Annotated in this window: 14 protein-coding genes; 11 read left to right on the top strand and 3 right to left on the bottom strand. The window is 46.8% G+C overall.

Going from position 1 to position 15,064, the window contains the following annotated elements; translation table 11 throughout:
* Window positions 1-132: 132 nt before the first annotated feature.
* A complete protein-coding gene (locus F7R24_RS00970) occupies window positions 133-1,041 on the bottom strand; it encodes a helix-turn-helix transcriptional regulator (protein ID WP_168926746.1) in 909 nt (302 codons plus the stop codon).
* Window positions 1,034-1,900, bottom strand: a complete 867-nt coding sequence (fdhD, locus tag F7R24_RS00965; RefSeq protein ID WP_151669364.1) for a formate dehydrogenase accessory sulfurtransferase FdhD — start codon at window positions 1,898-1,900, stop codon at window positions 1,034-1,036. Before fdhD ends, F7R24_RS00970 begins: the two co-directional genes overlap by 8 nt.
* 316 nt (window positions 1,901-2,216) lie before the next feature.
* On the opposite strand from fdhD, the gene F7R24_RS00960 reads away from it, so the two are divergent.
* The 11 genes from F7R24_RS00960 to F7R24_RS00910 all read left to right on the top strand — a co-directional run bounded on the left by F7R24_RS00960 (window position 2,217) and on the right by F7R24_RS00910 (window position 12,982).
* Entirely contained in the window at window positions 2,217-2,669 is a 453-nt protein-coding gene (locus F7R24_RS00960) for a DUF3305 domain-containing protein (RefSeq protein ID WP_168926745.1), read from the top strand.
* 1 nt (window position 2,670) lies between these two features.
* On the top strand, window positions 2,671-3,312 hold the full coding sequence (locus F7R24_RS00955; protein ID WP_168926744.1) for a DUF3306 domain-containing protein: 642 nt from the start codon (window positions 2,671-2,673) through the stop codon (window positions 3,310-3,312).
* Window positions 3,313-3,540: 228 nt separating this feature from the next.
* Window positions 3,541-5,304 carry a 4Fe-4S dicluster domain-containing protein gene (locus F7R24_RS00950; RefSeq protein ID WP_151669361.1) on the top strand — a complete coding sequence of 588 codons (1,764 nt, stop codon included), beginning with the start codon at window positions 3,541-3,543 and terminating at the stop codon, window positions 5,302-5,304.
* 9 nt (window positions 5,305-5,313) lie between these two features.
* On the top strand, window positions 5,314-5,946 hold the full coding sequence (locus F7R24_RS00945; RefSeq protein ID WP_151669360.1) for a TorD/DmsD family molecular chaperone: 633 nt from the start codon (window positions 5,314-5,316) through the stop codon (window positions 5,944-5,946).
* 11 nt (window positions 5,947-5,957) lie between these two features.
* A complete protein-coding gene (locus F7R24_RS00940) occupies window positions 5,958-6,167 on the top strand; it encodes a hypothetical protein (RefSeq protein WP_151669359.1) in 210 nt (69 codons plus the stop codon).
* Window positions 6,168-6,206: 39 nt separating this feature from the next.
* Window positions 6,207-9,068 carry a formate dehydrogenase subunit alpha gene (locus F7R24_RS00935; protein ID WP_151669358.1) on the top strand — a complete coding sequence of 954 codons (2,862 nt, stop codon included), beginning with the start codon at window positions 6,207-6,209 and terminating at the stop codon, window positions 9,066-9,068.
* Window positions 9,069-9,128: 60 nt separating this feature from the next.
* Window positions 9,129-9,773, top strand: a complete 645-nt coding sequence (gene fdh3B / locus F7R24_RS00930; protein ID WP_151669357.1) for a formate dehydrogenase FDH3 subunit beta — start codon at window positions 9,129-9,131, stop codon at window positions 9,771-9,773.
* Between the two features lie 2 nt (window positions 9,774-9,775).
* Entirely contained in the window at window positions 9,776-10,765 is a 990-nt protein-coding gene (locus tag F7R24_RS00925) for a formate dehydrogenase subunit gamma (protein ID WP_240775928.1), read from the top strand.
* Window positions 10,766-10,946: 181 nt separating this feature from the next.
* The gene (locus F7R24_RS00920) at window positions 10,947-11,264 is read left to right on the top strand and encodes a DUF1244 domain-containing protein (RefSeq protein ID WP_151669356.1); all 318 of its coding nucleotides are present in this window, start codon (window positions 10,947-10,949) and stop codon (window positions 11,262-11,264) included.
* Window positions 11,264-11,782, top strand: a complete 519-nt coding sequence (moaB, locus tag F7R24_RS00915; RefSeq protein ID WP_151669355.1) for a molybdenum cofactor biosynthesis protein B — start codon at window positions 11,264-11,266, stop codon at window positions 11,780-11,782. Before F7R24_RS00920 ends, moaB begins: the two co-directional genes overlap by 1 nt.
* A gap of 9 nt (window positions 11,783-11,791) precedes the next feature.
* The gene (locus tag F7R24_RS00910; protein WP_151669354.1) at window positions 11,792-12,982 is read left to right on the top strand and encodes a molybdopterin molybdotransferase MoeA; all 1,191 of its coding nucleotides are present in this window, start codon (window positions 11,792-11,794) and stop codon (window positions 12,980-12,982) included.
* Here the strand turns inward: F7R24_RS00910 and F7R24_RS00905 are convergent.
* Window positions 12,979-15,063, bottom strand: coding sequence for an ATP-binding protein (locus tag F7R24_RS00905; RefSeq protein WP_151669353.1), 2,085 nt, complete (start codon window positions 15,061-15,063; stop codon window positions 12,979-12,981). The genes F7R24_RS00910 and F7R24_RS00905 overlap by 4 nt on opposite strands.
* Between the last annotated feature and the right edge of the window lies 1 nt (window position 15,064).

Genomic DNA, 15,064 nt, shown 5'->3' with positions numbered 1-15,064 from the left:
GCAGGGCTTCATGTCGTTTTGTTGCACTGCACAATAACCCAAAGTATATAGATCTCGGAGAGTATGTCAAGTGTTTTTTGTGCGCTGCACAATAAAAAATCAAACTATTTTTATACTTTTAAAAACATATACTTAGCTTTCTTTCGTCTCGCCATTCCAAACTAATTTTCCGCACTGGCTTAAATCATATCCTTTGAGTTGATTGGCGGTCGCTTGCCCTTCAGGGCCTTGCAGCCATTCAAAAAGATGCTGAAGTAGCGAGCGAAAAAATACAGGTCTGGGAAGGGCAAGTTCAAAGGCTTCTTGATACACAGGCACAAAGGTCAGCCCATATTCTGATGCGGCGGATTCGGTGCCCGGGCCTATATCCGCAATATTTTGTACAATTGCGGAGGCTGCTTCTGATTCTGTCAACGCCCGATAACTGGCTTTGATCTTTTCGAAAGACAATTGCTGTTGTAGAAGCCAGTCCTTCAGAAAGCGTTGAGAGCCTGCTCCTTCTTGACGAATCACCCAGCGCTTTTGCAGCATCTCTGGTGCATCACTCAGTAAGGTATGTGAGTCATCTGGACGCATCATTAAACCCTGCTGGCGCTTAAACAGATGTACCAGCACCCAATGCCGAGAGCCTGCATATTGCCTTAACAGGGCAGGGTGTCGCAGTTGGCTTTCATCAGCTCGTCCCCAATGAACCGCGCAGCAATCCACTAACCCTTGTGCCAGTAGGGTTAATCCCGCTTGGGTTCCAGTAGGCATATAGCTGTAAAGTGCCTGATATTGTTGCTGTTGCATGATTCTAAGTAATCCGGCTTTTAGCAGTGGATCATCACTACCGGATAACAGTAGACGATCACTCAGCACACCGTGGTGGCTAGATTCTAATAACCAGCGATCAATCAGCTTACGAGGAAACAGCCATTTGCCAGTGACCTTAGTGGCTGGAAGATGACCGTCACTGGCCAATTGATAGACTTTCTTTTCATTTAAATGAAGGTAAATTGCGGCCTCTTTTACCGTCATATAAGGATTAAGTTCACTCATCCGAATCCCTCCGTTTTACGGATTTTGGCATGACCGGGGGACGTGCATCGAGTGTTAGACGGGTTTGACCGCTAAAGACTAAAAAGTGACGTCCTTTGGCTCTTGCCAGCATTAGCATTCCCAAAGATTCTGCAATACTGAGACCCATTTCGGTTGCACCAGAGCGAGATAAAAGAACACTAATGCCCATCTGTGCGGCTTTGATGACCATCTCTGAGGTGAGACGACCGGTGGTGTAAAAAATTTTATCTTGACTGGAGATACCCTCTAACCAGAGTCTGCCTGCCAGGGTATCAACGGCATTATGTCGACCAATATCCTCGCAAAAGCTTAACACGTGGCCCTCTGCCGTGCAGATAGCACAGCCATGAACAGCACCAGCATTGCGATAGGTTTCATTGTGTTGATTCAATGCTTCTAGCAGTGCATAGATCTGTGATTGTTTTATTGGCCAGGGGTTTAGCGCTAAGTTTTTCAACCGCTCCATTTGGTTACCGAACACGGTCCCTTGTCCACAACCGGTGGTGACGGTTCTTTTTGATAAGGTTTCTTCAAGGTCATCAGGGGTATGAGTAGTGATCACAGCAGCGGCTTCAACTTCCCAATCCACCTGTATGGCGAGTAAATCATTCAGTTGTTCTATCAGACCTTGGTTTCGAAGATAGCCTAGAACCAGCGATTCAGGATCTTCTCCTAGGGTCATTAAGGTCACAATTTCGCGCTTATTCAAATAAATGGTTAAGGGTCGTTCACAAGCCAGTAATTGCTCTCGCCATTCTCCTTGTTCGGTCATCACTTGAGTGGCACGAGTCAGAGGAGCTCTTGCTTGCGTCAAAATAAGATGTGGATGGCGTGACATGGTCTATCCTTAATCGTCATTTAATGAGCACCTATTGAAAGTACACTGCTAATAAAACAGCAACATCTGTACCAATCTGAAGAGAACCGAAAGAGTCTATCGATCAAGGCTTTGAATCGCTATCCCTTTTTTTCATTGGGACATTTTGTCCCAGGTGGTCTTTCGATTGGCTTAAATTGACGCGTTTAATCTAGGCTTATTTTCCAATCCTGCTGAACTAATCAGGGATATAAAGGTTTACGTGGAGCGGCGCGTTCTTTGCATAGCGTCTAAACTGAATTGAAATCACTAGTAAATAAAACAGCAGGAGATGCCAATGACTCAGCAAGAAAACGGACCCGCGTTGGATGCTTGGTCTTTGTGGGTTAGTTTAGATAAGCATGAAACCTTGTCGCGTGGCTGGCCTTCTATTAATTGGGAAGTGGCTGAAATTGCTCAGCAGTCTTCTCGAGAGGACGCCGTTGCACTTTGGTTAATGCTTCATCGTGATGAACGTATGGCGTATCGGTTTAACCTCAGTTCTGAATCCCCTCGGTTATTTGTGGTTTGCGAGGATATTACTGCTGAACAGCGAGTTCCGCGAAAATTAACCGTCGCGCAAGATGTTGCAGCAGATTATATGGATGCCGGACAACCCGTGCTCAGTATTCCCATGCCAGCAGCGGTGCGTGTGTGGTTAGAACAGTTTATGTCTCATCATGGTGAGGTTGAAGACCCAAGAGCAGGTAAACGTCGTCTTCGGACGCAATCCAAGCAAAAGGAGGTCTGAGGTGACAGAAGGTTTTTTAGGTCGATGGTCTCGCTTGAAGCGCACAACGCCAGATCAGTTGGAGCCGTCAGAAGAGAGTTCAGCAACGCAATTAGCCGTTGAGGTTACTGAGGAGGAGTCTCTTCAGAAGGCTGACCTTAAGGAAGACGATCAGCTTAAAGATGACGTGCCCGATGCTTCATTAGAAAGGGTATCTGAAAATGAGCCAGAACCCCTAGAAGAAGTGCCTGTTCTGACGGATGCGGATATGCCCGATTTAAGTACCATCAATGCTAAAAGTGATATGTCGATGTTCTGGTCGAGTGGTGTTTCTGCCGAACTGCGCCGACAAGCGCTGCGCAAGTTTTTTCACCAACCTGAATTTAATGTTAGAGATCCACTGGATGATTACGCATTGGATTATTCTCAGCCAAAAAAACTGGTGCAAGAAGTAGGCGAAAAAGTGAGAGGTTGGGCTCAGCAGCAGATGGACGAAGCGATGCAACAAGCGAGGGACGCTTTATTAAAAACCGATGCCTCCAATGATGTATCGATACCTGAACAATCTGCCGAGTCGGCTGATACATTGAAATCGAAAGAAAATTTAGTGGGTTCTACTAAGGTCGATGAGCCAGATCAGATCGGTAAAAATGAATCAGTCTAGACAAAATGTCCCTATCTTGATGGTTGGTATCTATAAGCTTGGTTTATTTGGTATCAATTTTCCTTTTTAGGTCTGAAAAAGTTGGCGTTCATATTGCAAACTTTTTAAACAATAACTAAATAAGCTCGACCACTTGTTAGATTGAATTGCTAGATAGAATGTCCAGACAGATTTTCTAGATAGATTTTCTAGATAGGTTTTCTACTCAAGTGAGCTGAGAGAGAGTCAATGAAACCCAATAGTCTAATAGTAAACAGAGCTTTTACAGCATCTCCGGAAACCAACGCGCGTGCTCGTCAGCAAGCACTGAATGCAATGCCACCACTGATGGCGATGCAAGATGGCGTGATCAGTTATCAAAGCCGTGGTCATCTAGTGATCTTAGGGCCTGAAGATTTGATCCGCTTGGTGGCCGATCAAATTCAAGGCGTGACCAGTATCACACTGATTGCCATGGGGAATGTATTTTCTCAAGACGATGAGCATCTTGAAAAGGCGATGCAAGCGGCTGCAAACCTAACGCCGATTTATCTGCCGTTTGCTTCTTTATCAGGGTGGTTAGGTGCTTTCGAGTTACGCCTGACGGCACCTAATGGTGATCTGATTAATCCTGCTGAAGTCAGTGCAGGACAAGATCACTTTGATCTGGTTTTGGATCTTAATCCAGAACCGGTCATCGCAGCAGAGTTATCACCGCCAGGCTATTTTCATGTTGGTCAACTTGCAGATGAGTCGACTGAGCAAGGCATCAGTCTTGCCAGCGATCGTTTGGTTGATGCACTAGAGCAACTGAGCGGGATGGTCGGTGAGTTTGAGAAACCTGCCTATGTTCAAGTCAATCATGATATTTGTGCACATGCAGACCGTGGCAATATTGGCTGTACGCGCTGTCTGGATGTTTGTCCTGCCGATGCCCTAACAACGGACAACAAAACGCTATCACATGATCCTCAAATTTTGGTCAATGTGAATTTGTGTCACGGTGCAGGTAGTTGTACTACCGCCTGTCCAACGGGTGCCTTGACCTTTATGGCTCCCGGTCCACAGCGTTGGTTGGATTTGTTGCGTTTGTGCTTAGACAGTTATCAGCAATTTGGTGGTGAGCATCCTGCCATTTTACTGCATGCTGAACATTCTGAATTTGATCTTGAAAGCCTACCCAGACATATCCTGCCGATTTCTCTGGAGGAAGTGGGTGCCTTAGGAGTAGAGATTTGGGTTTCGTTACTCGTTCACGGAACCAGTTATGTTGCCCTTTTACTAGATGATCAGACACCGCCAACCCTGCAAGCGTTGTTAAAAAAAGAGGTATCGGTTACGGGCAAGCTTCTAGAGTCACTGGGGCATCCTGCGTCACGGATCAGTCTGGTTGAGGCCGGACAGTTACAGTCGAATTTAGCAGCGTTAGATGATTCCTTAAAAGATTGGTTTGGCTTGCCGACAGGTCCTGCTTTTACCTACAAAGGAAAACGTAAAACCCTAAATGAAGCACTTGATCTGCTGTATGAACAGGGAGATAGCTCTGATGAGCCCATTAGCCTCCCAAGTGGCAGTCCCTATGGTCAGGTGCTGGTCAATGCTCAAGATTGTACCTTGTGCATGAGTTGTGTCTCGATTTGTCCGACACAAGCACTTCGCAGTGCCAGTGAAGATGCGCCCGTTTTAGCCTTCACTGAAGCCGATTGTGTGCAGTGTGGTTTGTGTGAACATAGCTGTCCAGAAAATGCCATTACCTTGGAAGCGCGCTTTGCTCCCGCTGCTGGGATGCGCTCTGAACCACGGGTAATGAAGCAAGAAGAACCATTCCACTGCATCAGTTGTGGTAAAGCTTTTGCCACGCAAAGCACCATTGAAAAGATTTCTAAGAAATTAGAGGCACATCCTTACTATCAGGGCGAGGCTGCTAAACGTCTAAAAATGTGTGATGACTGCAGAGTGAAAGACAGCTATCGCGAATTGGCAGCCGATCCTACGGCTCAGTTGCGTCTTTAAGGAATCATGATGAATAGCTTAATACAGACAGCGCCAATGACTGATGAAGATGCTTTAAGAGCAGATATTTATGCGTTACTGGCTTCATTATGTCGAAGTCATCCATCAACAGAATTGTTAGGTTTTTTGTCTCAGATGGAAGTAGACCCGACTGCGTCTAACTCCATGACCAAGGCTTGGGAGTTTTTGCGCCTTGCTGCCGAAAGAGCCAACACTGATCAGCTAGAAGATGAATACTGCACACTTTTTATCGGAATTACCCAAGGCGAGTTGACTCCTTTTGCATCTTGGTACTTAACCGGTTCACTGATGGAGGCTCCATTGATTGAACTTCGAAGTGATCTTGAGTTGTTAGGTTTTTCCAGAAAAGATGAGGTTAAAGAACCTGAAGATCACATCGCTTTACAACTCGAAGTGATGAGTCAACTTATTCAGCAAGGCGCGAGTCGTGAACGCCAAGCGGTGTTTTATCAGCGTCATATTGATCCGTGGGCTAAACAGCTATTCGCTGACATGACCCAAGCGCCGAGTGCTGTTTTTTACAGCGCTGTTGGAATGCTAGGTGAAGCCTTTTTACATATTGAAAGTCTGTACTTACAAAAACGATTGGACTCTGTCCAAAGCGTGCACTTGAGAGGGTGAGGAGAGCAATGATGACTACTACAAAAGAAAATGAAGAGCAGGTCAGTTCTTCACGTAGACAATTTCTACGTGGCGTCGCTGCCGTATCCGCAGTGGGTCTTGCCGCTTCGGCTGGAACTGCAGTTGCAGATACGCCTGCGCTAACGGTTGAGCAAGAGAAGCCTGAACAAGGTTACCACGAAACGGATCATATCCGTTCTTATTACGCCAGTTGTCGCTGATGCGGACTGTCAAATACTCTGAGATTTGAGGAGATAACGATGCGTCTGAACAAAAAAATCAGTGACTCATCACTGGAAACCACTCAAAACCGATTAGGCGTCTCGCGTCGAGGCTTTCTAAAAGGTACAACGCTAGCAGCAGGAGGCATCGCCGCTTCTGGATTGCTAGGAAAAGGCATGGTTCGTCCCGTTGAAGCCGCCACGCCTAAGTCATCAGCACCGGTTGAGGTGAAGCGGACTATTTGTACCCACTGTTCAGTAGGGTGCGGTGTCTATGCTCATGTTCAAAACGGTGTTTGGACATACCAAGAAGCAGCATTTGATAACCCAATCAACCGTGGCGCTCATTGTGCTAAGGGTGCAGCTTTACGTTACCACGGACACAGCACCCGCCGCTTAAAGTATCCTATGAAGCTGGAAAACGGCCAATGGAAACGATTAAGTTGGGAACAAGCGATTAGTGAAGTGGGGGACAAAATCGAACAGATTCGTGCTGAATCCGGTCCTGATTCTGTGTTCTGGTTAGGTTCCGCAAAATTCAATAACGAGCAGGCTTATCTGTTCCGTAAGATGGTTTCACTTTGGGGAACCAACAACGTTGAGCATCAGGCACGTATCTGTCACTCAACCACCGTTGCTGGGGTCGCTAACACCTGGGGTTATGGTGCGATGACCAACAGCTACAACGACATGCAAAACTCGAAATCCATGTTGTTTATCGGCTCGAACGCAGCTGAAGCGCACCCCGTTTCGATGCAGCACGTCATGATTGCCAAAGAGCGCAATAATTGCAGAATCGTAGTAGCGGATCCTCGTTACACCCGCACCGCTGCGCATGCGACGCAGTATGTTCGCATTCGTCCAGGGTCCGATGTGGCGTATATTTGGGGTCTGTTGTGGCATATCTTTGAAAACGGTTGGGAAGATAGACAGTATCTGGCTCAGCGTGTTTACGGTATGGACGAAATTCGTGAAGAGGTGAAGCAGTTCCCGCCATCGGTGGTTGAAGATATCACCGGCGTTGATGAAAAAACCATGTACGATACAGCGAAACTGCTATCAGATAATCGTCCTGGATGTATCGTATGGTGTATGGGTGGAACGCAGCATACCACCGGTAACAACAACACCCGTGCCTACTGTATCCTAGAGCTTGCACTCGGAAACATCGGTAAGTCAGGGGGTGGTGCTAACATCTTCCGTGGTCATGATAACGTTCAAGGTGCGACTGACTTTGGCGTATTGTCAGATTCTTTACCTGGCTACTACGGCTTGGCTGAAGGTTCTTGGCGTCACTGGGCTGGTGTTTGGGGGGTCGATTACGATTGGATTGTGAATCGTTACGATCAAACCGAGTACCGTGGCGGCAAACCCATGCACACCAACGGTATCACCGTTTCTCGCTGGATAGACGGTGTGCTTGAAGATAAAGAGAAGATGGCGCAGAACGATAATATTCGTGCCATGTTCTATTGGGGCCACGCCGTCAACTCGCAAACGCGTGGACCTGAAATGCGCGAAGCGATGAAAAAACTGGATATGATGGTCATTGTTGATCCTTATCCAACCGTCGCAGCTGTGATGAACGATCGTACCGATGGCGTTTATCTGTTACCTGCCTGTACTCAGTTTGAGACCTATGGTTCAGTCACCGCATCTAACCGTTCAATTCAATGGCGTAGTAAGGTTATCGAGCCGCATTTCGAGTCGAAACCTGACCACGAAATCATGTACTTGCTGGCGAAAAAGGTCGGTATTGCAGACGAGGTGTTCAAGAATATTCAAGTGAATGGTGATGAACCCTTAATTGAAGATATTGTTCGTGAATACAACCGTGGTATGTGGACCATCGGTTACACCGGACAAAGCCCTGAGCGTCTGAAATACCATCAAGAAAACTGGCACGCCTTCGACTTCACCAGTTTGCGCGGTGTGGGAACCGATGCTCATGGAGAGTTCTATGGATTGCCTTGGCCGTGCTGGGGAACAGCAGAGATGCGTCATCCAGGTACACATGTCCTGTATGACACCAGCTTGCCAGTTAAAGATGGTGGTTTAGGCTTCCGTGCAAACTTTGGTGTTGAGCGTAATGGTGAAACCTTACTTGCTGAAGGTTCAGCTCCGGTAGGTAACGAAATCGGTGATGGTCACCCAGAGTTTACCGCCAATATGCTGAAGCAGCTGGGTTGGTGGGATGATCTCACCGATGCTGAAAAAGCAGCGGCGGATGGTAAAGATTGGAAAACTGACCTTTCGGGTGGTATCCAACGTGTTGCCATCAAACATGGTTGTGCGCCTTTTGGTAACGGTAAGGCTCGAACCATCGTCTGGACTTTCCCTGATGCGATACCTAAGCATCGTGAGCCGCTGTACACCACACGTCGTGACCTAGTGGCAAAATATCCAACATGGGATGACTTCGAATCTCTTTACCGTATGCCAACGCTGTATAAGTCCATACAGGATAGAGACACCTCTGCTGAATTCCCGATCATTCTGACTTCGGGTCGCTTGGTAGAGTATGAAGGCGGTGGTGATGAAACTCGTTCTAACCCTTGGTTGGCTGAACTTCAGCAAGACATGTTTGTCGAGATGAATCCATTTAATGCCAACACGCTACGTATTGCCGATGGTGATGATGTTTGGGTTTATGGACCTGAAGGTGGACGTGTTCGCGTCAAAGCACTGGTCACTAATCGTGTGGATCGTGATGTTGCCTTTATGCCTTTCCACTTCGGTGGTGAGTTCCAGGGTGAAGACTTGCGTAGTCGTTATCCAGAAGGCAGTGATCCTTATGTACTGGGTGAGTCGGTGAATACGGTCACAACCTATGGTTACGATCCAGTTACCATCATGCAGGAAACCAAGTGTACAGTTTGCCGTATCGAGAAAGCGGCCTGAACCCATAGAACTTAATGCGGGACACTGACCGGGAGGTCAGTGTCCATGAGGAGAAAATCCATGGCTCGTATGAAATTTTTATGTGACTCAGAGCGCTGCATCGAATGTAACGGCTGTGTTACGGCATGTAAAAATGCTAATGAAACCGAATGGGGTATTCAACGTCGTCGCGTGGTGACACTTGATGATGGTGAAATCGGTAAAGAAGTCTCTATCTCGGTTGCTTGTATGCATTGCTCGGATGCACCCTGTATGGCAGTTTGCCCAACAGATTGCTTCTACCCAACTGAAGATGGATTGATTCTTCACAATAAGGATGCCTGTATCGGTTGCGGTTACTGCCTGTACGCCTGCCCATTTGGTGCACCTCAGTTCCCGAAACAAGGCGCTTTTGGTGCTCGTGGCAAGATGGATAAATGTACCTTCTGTGCCGGTGGTCCTGAGGAAGATCCGGTTCTAGAAGAGCAGAAGTATGGTGCGAACCGTCTGCGTGAAGGTAAATTACCTTTGTGTGCAGAAATGTGTTCAACCAAAGCTCTGTTAGCCGGTGATGCAGCAGAAGTAGCGGATATCTTCCGTGAGCGTGTTGTGTATCGTGGCCATCGTAATAGTGCTTGGAGTTCAGTCGAGCATGAAGCTGCTGAATCAGAGCAGTTGGCCAAGAACGCAGCAGATTTAGCCTATGATGCAACACAGAGTGTATAACCATGGCAAGATACCAGTCAGTGCGTGACATAAAAGCCTGGCTGATTCTGTTGCTGGTGGTGCTGATGGCACTGCCCGCAACAGTGTTAGCGCAGCAGGGTGCCGATGCACGTCGAGAAGCCTTTCAATCCATGCCAGGTACTCAACCTAGCTTTTGGGAAGATGCCATGCAAGGTGTTAGTGGACGAACTCAGTCCAATAGCCCGGGTGCAGATACCCTAATCATGGTGGAAGGTGAACGCTGGCGTGAGATCCGAAATCAATGGATTTCACCTGGTGGTGCGATAGCACTGGGAGGAAGCTTGCTGGCGATTACGTTGTTCTACCTATTGGTTGGCAAAGTAAAGCTTGAGCATCCTCGTACCGGCAGAAAAGTAGAGCGATGGTCACGCTGGGATAGAACCATTCATTGGTTTGTCGCTAGCTTGTTTATCATTTTAGCGATTACCGGCTTGTCTATTCTTTATGCTAAATGGTTCTTGATGCCGATTCTTCCGACCAGTGTCTGGGCGGCTTGGATGACCGCCGCAAAGAATATCCATAACTACCTAGGTCCCTTATTTGGTTTAGGTGTCTTAGCCATGATTATCAAATGGTTAAAGCATAACTTTTTCAATATGGTCGATCTGAAGTGGTTCCTGAAAGGCGGTGGGCTAGTGGGTAAGGGGCATCCATCTGCTGGATACCTGAACGGTGGTGAAAAAGTGTGGTTTTGGATGATTGTGTTTGTCGGTTTAACCGTTGTGATTTCAGGTTTAGTGCTTGATTTTCCAAACTTCGGACAAACTCGTGAAACCATGCAATTGTTCTTGATTATTCATGCCGGCTCTTCTCTGCTACTGATGGCGGCTGCTTTCGGGCATATCTATATTGGTACGCTTGGAACTGAAGGCGCATTTGAAGGGATGAAAACCGGTTATGTTGATGAATCCTGGGCGAAACAGCACCATGATCTTTGGTATGACGCGGTAAAAAATAAAACTAAGAGCTGATCTGCACCACAGATTTTGCGTAAGTACTCTATATACTCTAGCAGCCATGTTCCTCACCCGACATGGCTGTTTCTTTTTGTACAGCAAGGCCTTAAATACAAGGTTGGGTTCTGTTTTCTTATTCTTTTAGCGATATAATCCCAGTAAAAATAACCCACTCTTTCAATCAGGAGCTCCACTGATGAAACAATTTGATGCACAGACACAGACCGACATTGAAGCAGCCGCTTTCCGTCGTTTACTCCAGCATCTGGATCAACACAAAGATGTGCAAAACATAGATCTCATGATCTTGGCCGATTTTTGTCGAAATTGTTTGGCAAAGTGGTTAATGACTGCTGCAGAAGAGCAGGGCGAGACACTGAGTTATGATGATGCTCGTGAACAGGTTTACGGTATGCCATATGATCAGTGGAAAGACTTGTATCAACAACCAGCCACCCCAGAACAGCTAGCCGCGTTTGCAGCGCGAGAAGAAGCAAAAAAAGGGAAAGCCTAATGTCTGACGCCGTATCATTAAACATTGCTGTATTAACCTTGTCAGATACTCGAACACTTGCCGAAGATCGCTCGGGTGATACCTTGGTGCAACTTTTAGAAGCATCAGGTCATCAACTGATTGCCCGCGATATTATTCCCGATGATGTTTACAAAATGCGTGCAGTCGTCAGTCAATGGATTGCCGATCCCAGCGTGCAGGTGATTTTGACCACCGGTGGCACAGGCTTTTCAGGTCGTGATTCAACTCCCGAAGCACTGCGTCCTTTATTTGATACCGAAATCGAAGGCTTTGGTGAAACCTTTAGGCAGGTCTCTTTTCAAGAGATAGGTTCATCGACTGTTCAGTCTCGTGCTTTAGCAGGCTTGGCCAACAGAACCGCAATCTTTTGTTTGCCGGGCTCTACCGGCGCTTGTAAAACCGCATGGAAAAGTATTCTGCAAGAACAACTGGATAGCCGTCATCGTCCTTGTAACTTTGTTGGCATTTTATTGCAGGGTAAACAGCTACATAGCTAGGATTACGAGATGAATCATACCTTGATACCGGTTGAGCAAGCTTTAAGCACCTTGCTGGAGATGACACCTGAAGCGCAACAAACAGAAGTGTTAGATTTGCTTCAGTGTGCCGGTCGTGTCTTAGCTGAAGATGTTGTTTCGCAGGTGAATGTCCCTCCGGCGGATAATAGTTCAATGGATGGCTATGCGCTGCGCTATCAAGATCGCTTGGCGCCATTACCCGTAAGTCAACGCGTTGCCGCCGGTCACCCTGCTTCGCCGCTAAAATTAGGTACTTGCGCACGTATTTTCACCGGTGGCGAAATACCGCTCGGTGCAGATCTAGTCGTAATGCAAGAAGCGGTGAGTTTTACCGCGTTTGACGATGTGGTGGTGCCTGAAAACCTCACTTTGGGTCAAAACATTCGACCGGCGGGTCAGGATATTCGTCAAGGTGAAACCATTGTTCATCAAGGTACTCGTTTAGATTATCGCCACTTAGGACTGCTGGCGAGTGTCGGCGTGGCTCAGGTATCGGTCTTTCGGCGCGTTAAAGTGGCATTGCTGTCAACGGGCGATGAACTGGTCATGCCTGGCACGGCTTTAAAAGCGGGACAGATTTATAATTCTAATCGTTTTTTGCTTCAAGGTTATCTTGAAAAAATGGGTGCCGACGTTGTCAGTTTTTCACAAGTTCCAGATAGCTATGAAAAGACTTTGGAAGCGATGCGATCAGCGGCTGCCATTGCCGATGTGATTCTTTCCACTGGCGGTGTCTCCGTCGGTGAAGAGGACCATGTTAAACCAGCAGTTGAAGCCTTGGGTGAGTTGTCATTATGGCGCTTGGCGATGAAGCCGGGTAAGCCTTTAGCCTTCGGTCGTATTGGGCCGTGTTTATTTATGGGGTTACCCGGTAATCCCGTGTCTACCTTTGTTGGTGCGCAGGTATTTGTGCAGCCCTTACTGATTAAATTGTCAGGAGAAAAAGTATCGGATAAGCCATTATTGCAAGGAAAGGTGCACTTCTCGGCTAAAACACAAATCCGCCAAGAATACCTTCGCGTCCAAGCTGTATGGCAAGATCAGGCCTGGCAGTTGCATGCCTATGCCAATCAGAACTCAGGAGTGTTGTCCTCAACCGTACACGCCAATGCCTTAGCGATTATGCCGCCTCAGCATCAGGTATCTGCTGGAGACTTGTTGGATTTTTGGTTTTATTAAGCAACGCCAAGACCCGAAAGTAACTGACGCATGGTTTCTTCATCTTCTTGGTTAAGGCGTGCTTTATGGCGCAAATAGATGGTAAATTGACTGCCCTTGCCTAAAGTCGATTCGACTTTAATATCGCCACCGTAGCGCTTTGCTAAGGATCGACTGATAGATAAGCCTAAGCCGTTGCCATTTTCGCGAGTGGTATAAAAAGGTTCAAAGATACGTTGGCGAACCTCTTCGCTCATGCCGACACCTTCATCACGAACTTGAATTTGTACACCCAGCTCACCATCGTCGGTTTGCCAGGGTCGTGTGGTTAGCCAAATACGTCCTTGTGTGGGCATGGCATTTGCCGCATTTAGCATTAGGTTCACCAACACTTGTTGTACTTGTTGCCGATTCCCTTCAGCAGAGGGTAAGTCACCAAAATCTCTCTCTACAGAGATCCCTTTTTTGTCCAAAGCATAACGAACTAATGAGACAGTGTCTTGTACCACGGTATTGATATCCAAGGGTTGCATTTGATCGATGACTTGCCCTGGACGGCTGTACTGCAGCAAGTTGTTAATGATGGCTCGAATACGATAGACCTGCTCGATGACAGTATCGATTTCATCTTGCACCACTGAGTTTTCGCCCAACTCCGATTGTATTAGATCGATATGACCTAGGATAACGGCAGCAGGGTTGTTGATTTCATGAGCAATACCTGCCGTTAGCTCACCTAAAACTGCTAATTTCTCTTTAGTAAAAAGCTCGGCGCGTGTGGCATTGAGCAATTCAATGTGTTTTTCCAGTTCGAGTGTTTTTCGTTTTAGACTGTGGGTGCGTAACTCGACTTTTTGTTCGAGTTTTTCAGCGGCTTGTTGGATGACTTCTTGCCTTGCCGCAAGCTCATCGAGCATAGAGTCAAATTGTTGTGCCAAGTCGGCAAATTCGTTCTCTGCTTTTAACTGACCAATTCTAGTATCGGCATCACCTTTTCTGACAGCCATCACTGAGCGATGTATTCGTTTGATCGGACTAAGCAAACGATAAGCACTGCGCCATACAAAATAGCCAGAAATTAGCATGATCAAACCAAGGGTAATACCGAGTTCACCCAAGTTACGACGATACATGCTGATAAAAGGACTTTCGGAGAAACCGGCATAAAGCACGCCGATGAGTTGATCGTTTAAACTGTAAATAGGTTCATAAGCGCTGATAAACCAATCATTAACCACAAATGCACGATCAATCCAGATGCGCTCATGAACCAGTACTTGTTCGTGTACTTCTGCAGAGATTCGGGTTCCTATGGCTCTGACAAAGTCACGCGAGGGTTGTTCTAAATGTTCAGCAGGGACGTTTGTGGTGATGCGTACATCATCCAAAAATAGGGTAACCGTTCCTATACCTTTTTCGGGTAATGCATCTTGGCCGTATACAAGATCACGAATTCGATCAACAAACTCCAGGTTATGATTGAGCAACAAACCTCCATCTAGGACGTAGAGTAATTCACCTGTATGGTTGTGAATAGGGTGCAAGGTACGGACAAACATGCCGCGGGTTTCGAGTGATTTGTCCGAGGATATGGCTCTGGGAGTGTCCAACACATTGACTAAAACACGTTGGTTTAATGCCGGATCAATAGTCTCTAATTCAGCCTGATCAATAACAGATAGGCCGTTTATACTTTCTCCATTAAGTAATTCATCTATCCGATTTTTAATGCTTGGCCTTAGTGACTGCTCCGCTATCAGCTGTTCAATAGGAATCAGGTATAAAAAATCTAATCCCTGTCTTTCTATGATGTCATCGATCAGTGGTTGCAGGTCTTGAAGACTACCCTCTATCAGGTAAGGGTGAATACTAAGGGTTTGACTAAGTTGCTCTAATCGCTCTAGTTGACGATCTTGCATGAGTTGTAGTGTGCTACGAGCAACCGCAAGATCAGATGCTACTTTCATGTACAGTTGGCGATCTGAATAAGTGGTTGTCCAATATGCGGTTAAGCCAATTAGGGCAGCAAACGTGAGTAATATCGGCAGTAAAATTAGGGTGAGCAGCTTGCCACGAACGGAGTAACGCCAGGGAATGCTCATG

The organism is Nitrincola schmidtii, from assembly GCF_008973715.1.
GTDB lineage: Bacteria > Pseudomonadota > Gammaproteobacteria > Pseudomonadales > Balneatricaceae > Nitrincola > Nitrincola schmidtii.
Note: the sequence above shows the minus strand (reverse complement) of the source record. Positions and strands in the feature narration are given on the sequence as shown.

What these genes read in the sequence shown, in the direction of transcription:
- F7R24_RS00970 (WP_168926746.1), bottom strand. Translation starts at nt 1,041, where the DNA reads ATGAGTGAACTTAATCCTTATATGACGGTAAAAGAGGCCGCAATTTAC.
- fdhD (WP_151669364.1), bottom strand. Translation starts at nt 1,900, where the DNA reads ATGTCACGCCATCCACATCTTATTTTGACGCAAGCAAGAGCTCCTCTG.
- F7R24_RS00960 (WP_168926745.1), top strand. Translation starts at nt 2,217, where the DNA reads ATGACTCAGCAAGAAAACGGACCCGCGTTGGATGCTTGGTCTTTGTGG.
- F7R24_RS00950 (WP_151669361.1), top strand. Translation starts at nt 3,541, where the DNA reads ATGAAACCCAATAGTCTAATAGTAAACAGAGCTTTTACAGCATCTCCG.
- F7R24_RS00945 (WP_151669360.1), top strand. Translation starts at nt 5,314, where the DNA reads ATGAATAGCTTAATACAGACAGCGCCAATGACTGATGAAGATGCTTTA.
- F7R24_RS00940 (WP_151669359.1), top strand. Translation starts at nt 5,958, where the DNA reads ATGACTACTACAAAAGAAAATGAAGAGCAGGTCAGTTCTTCACGTAGA.
- F7R24_RS00935 (WP_151669358.1), top strand. Translation starts at nt 6,207, where the DNA reads ATGCGTCTGAACAAAAAAATCAGTGACTCATCACTGGAAACCACTCAA.
- fdh3B (WP_151669357.1), top strand. Translation starts at nt 9,129, where the DNA reads ATGGCTCGTATGAAATTTTTATGTGACTCAGAGCGCTGCATCGAATGT.
- F7R24_RS00925 (WP_240775928.1), top strand. Translation starts at nt 9,776, where the DNA reads ATGGCAAGATACCAGTCAGTGCGTGACATAAAAGCCTGGCTGATTCTG.
- F7R24_RS00920 (WP_151669356.1), top strand. Translation starts at nt 10,947, where the DNA reads ATGAAACAATTTGATGCACAGACACAGACCGACATTGAAGCAGCCGCT.
- moaB (WP_151669355.1), top strand. Translation starts at nt 11,264, where the DNA reads ATGTCTGACGCCGTATCATTAAACATTGCTGTATTAACCTTGTCAGAT.
- F7R24_RS00910 (WP_151669354.1), top strand. Translation starts at nt 11,792, where the DNA reads ATGAATCATACCTTGATACCGGTTGAGCAAGCTTTAAGCACCTTGCTG.
- F7R24_RS00905 (WP_151669353.1), bottom strand. Translation starts at nt 15,063, where the DNA reads ATGAGCATTCCCTGGCGTTACTCCGTTCGTGGCAAGCTGCTCACCCTA.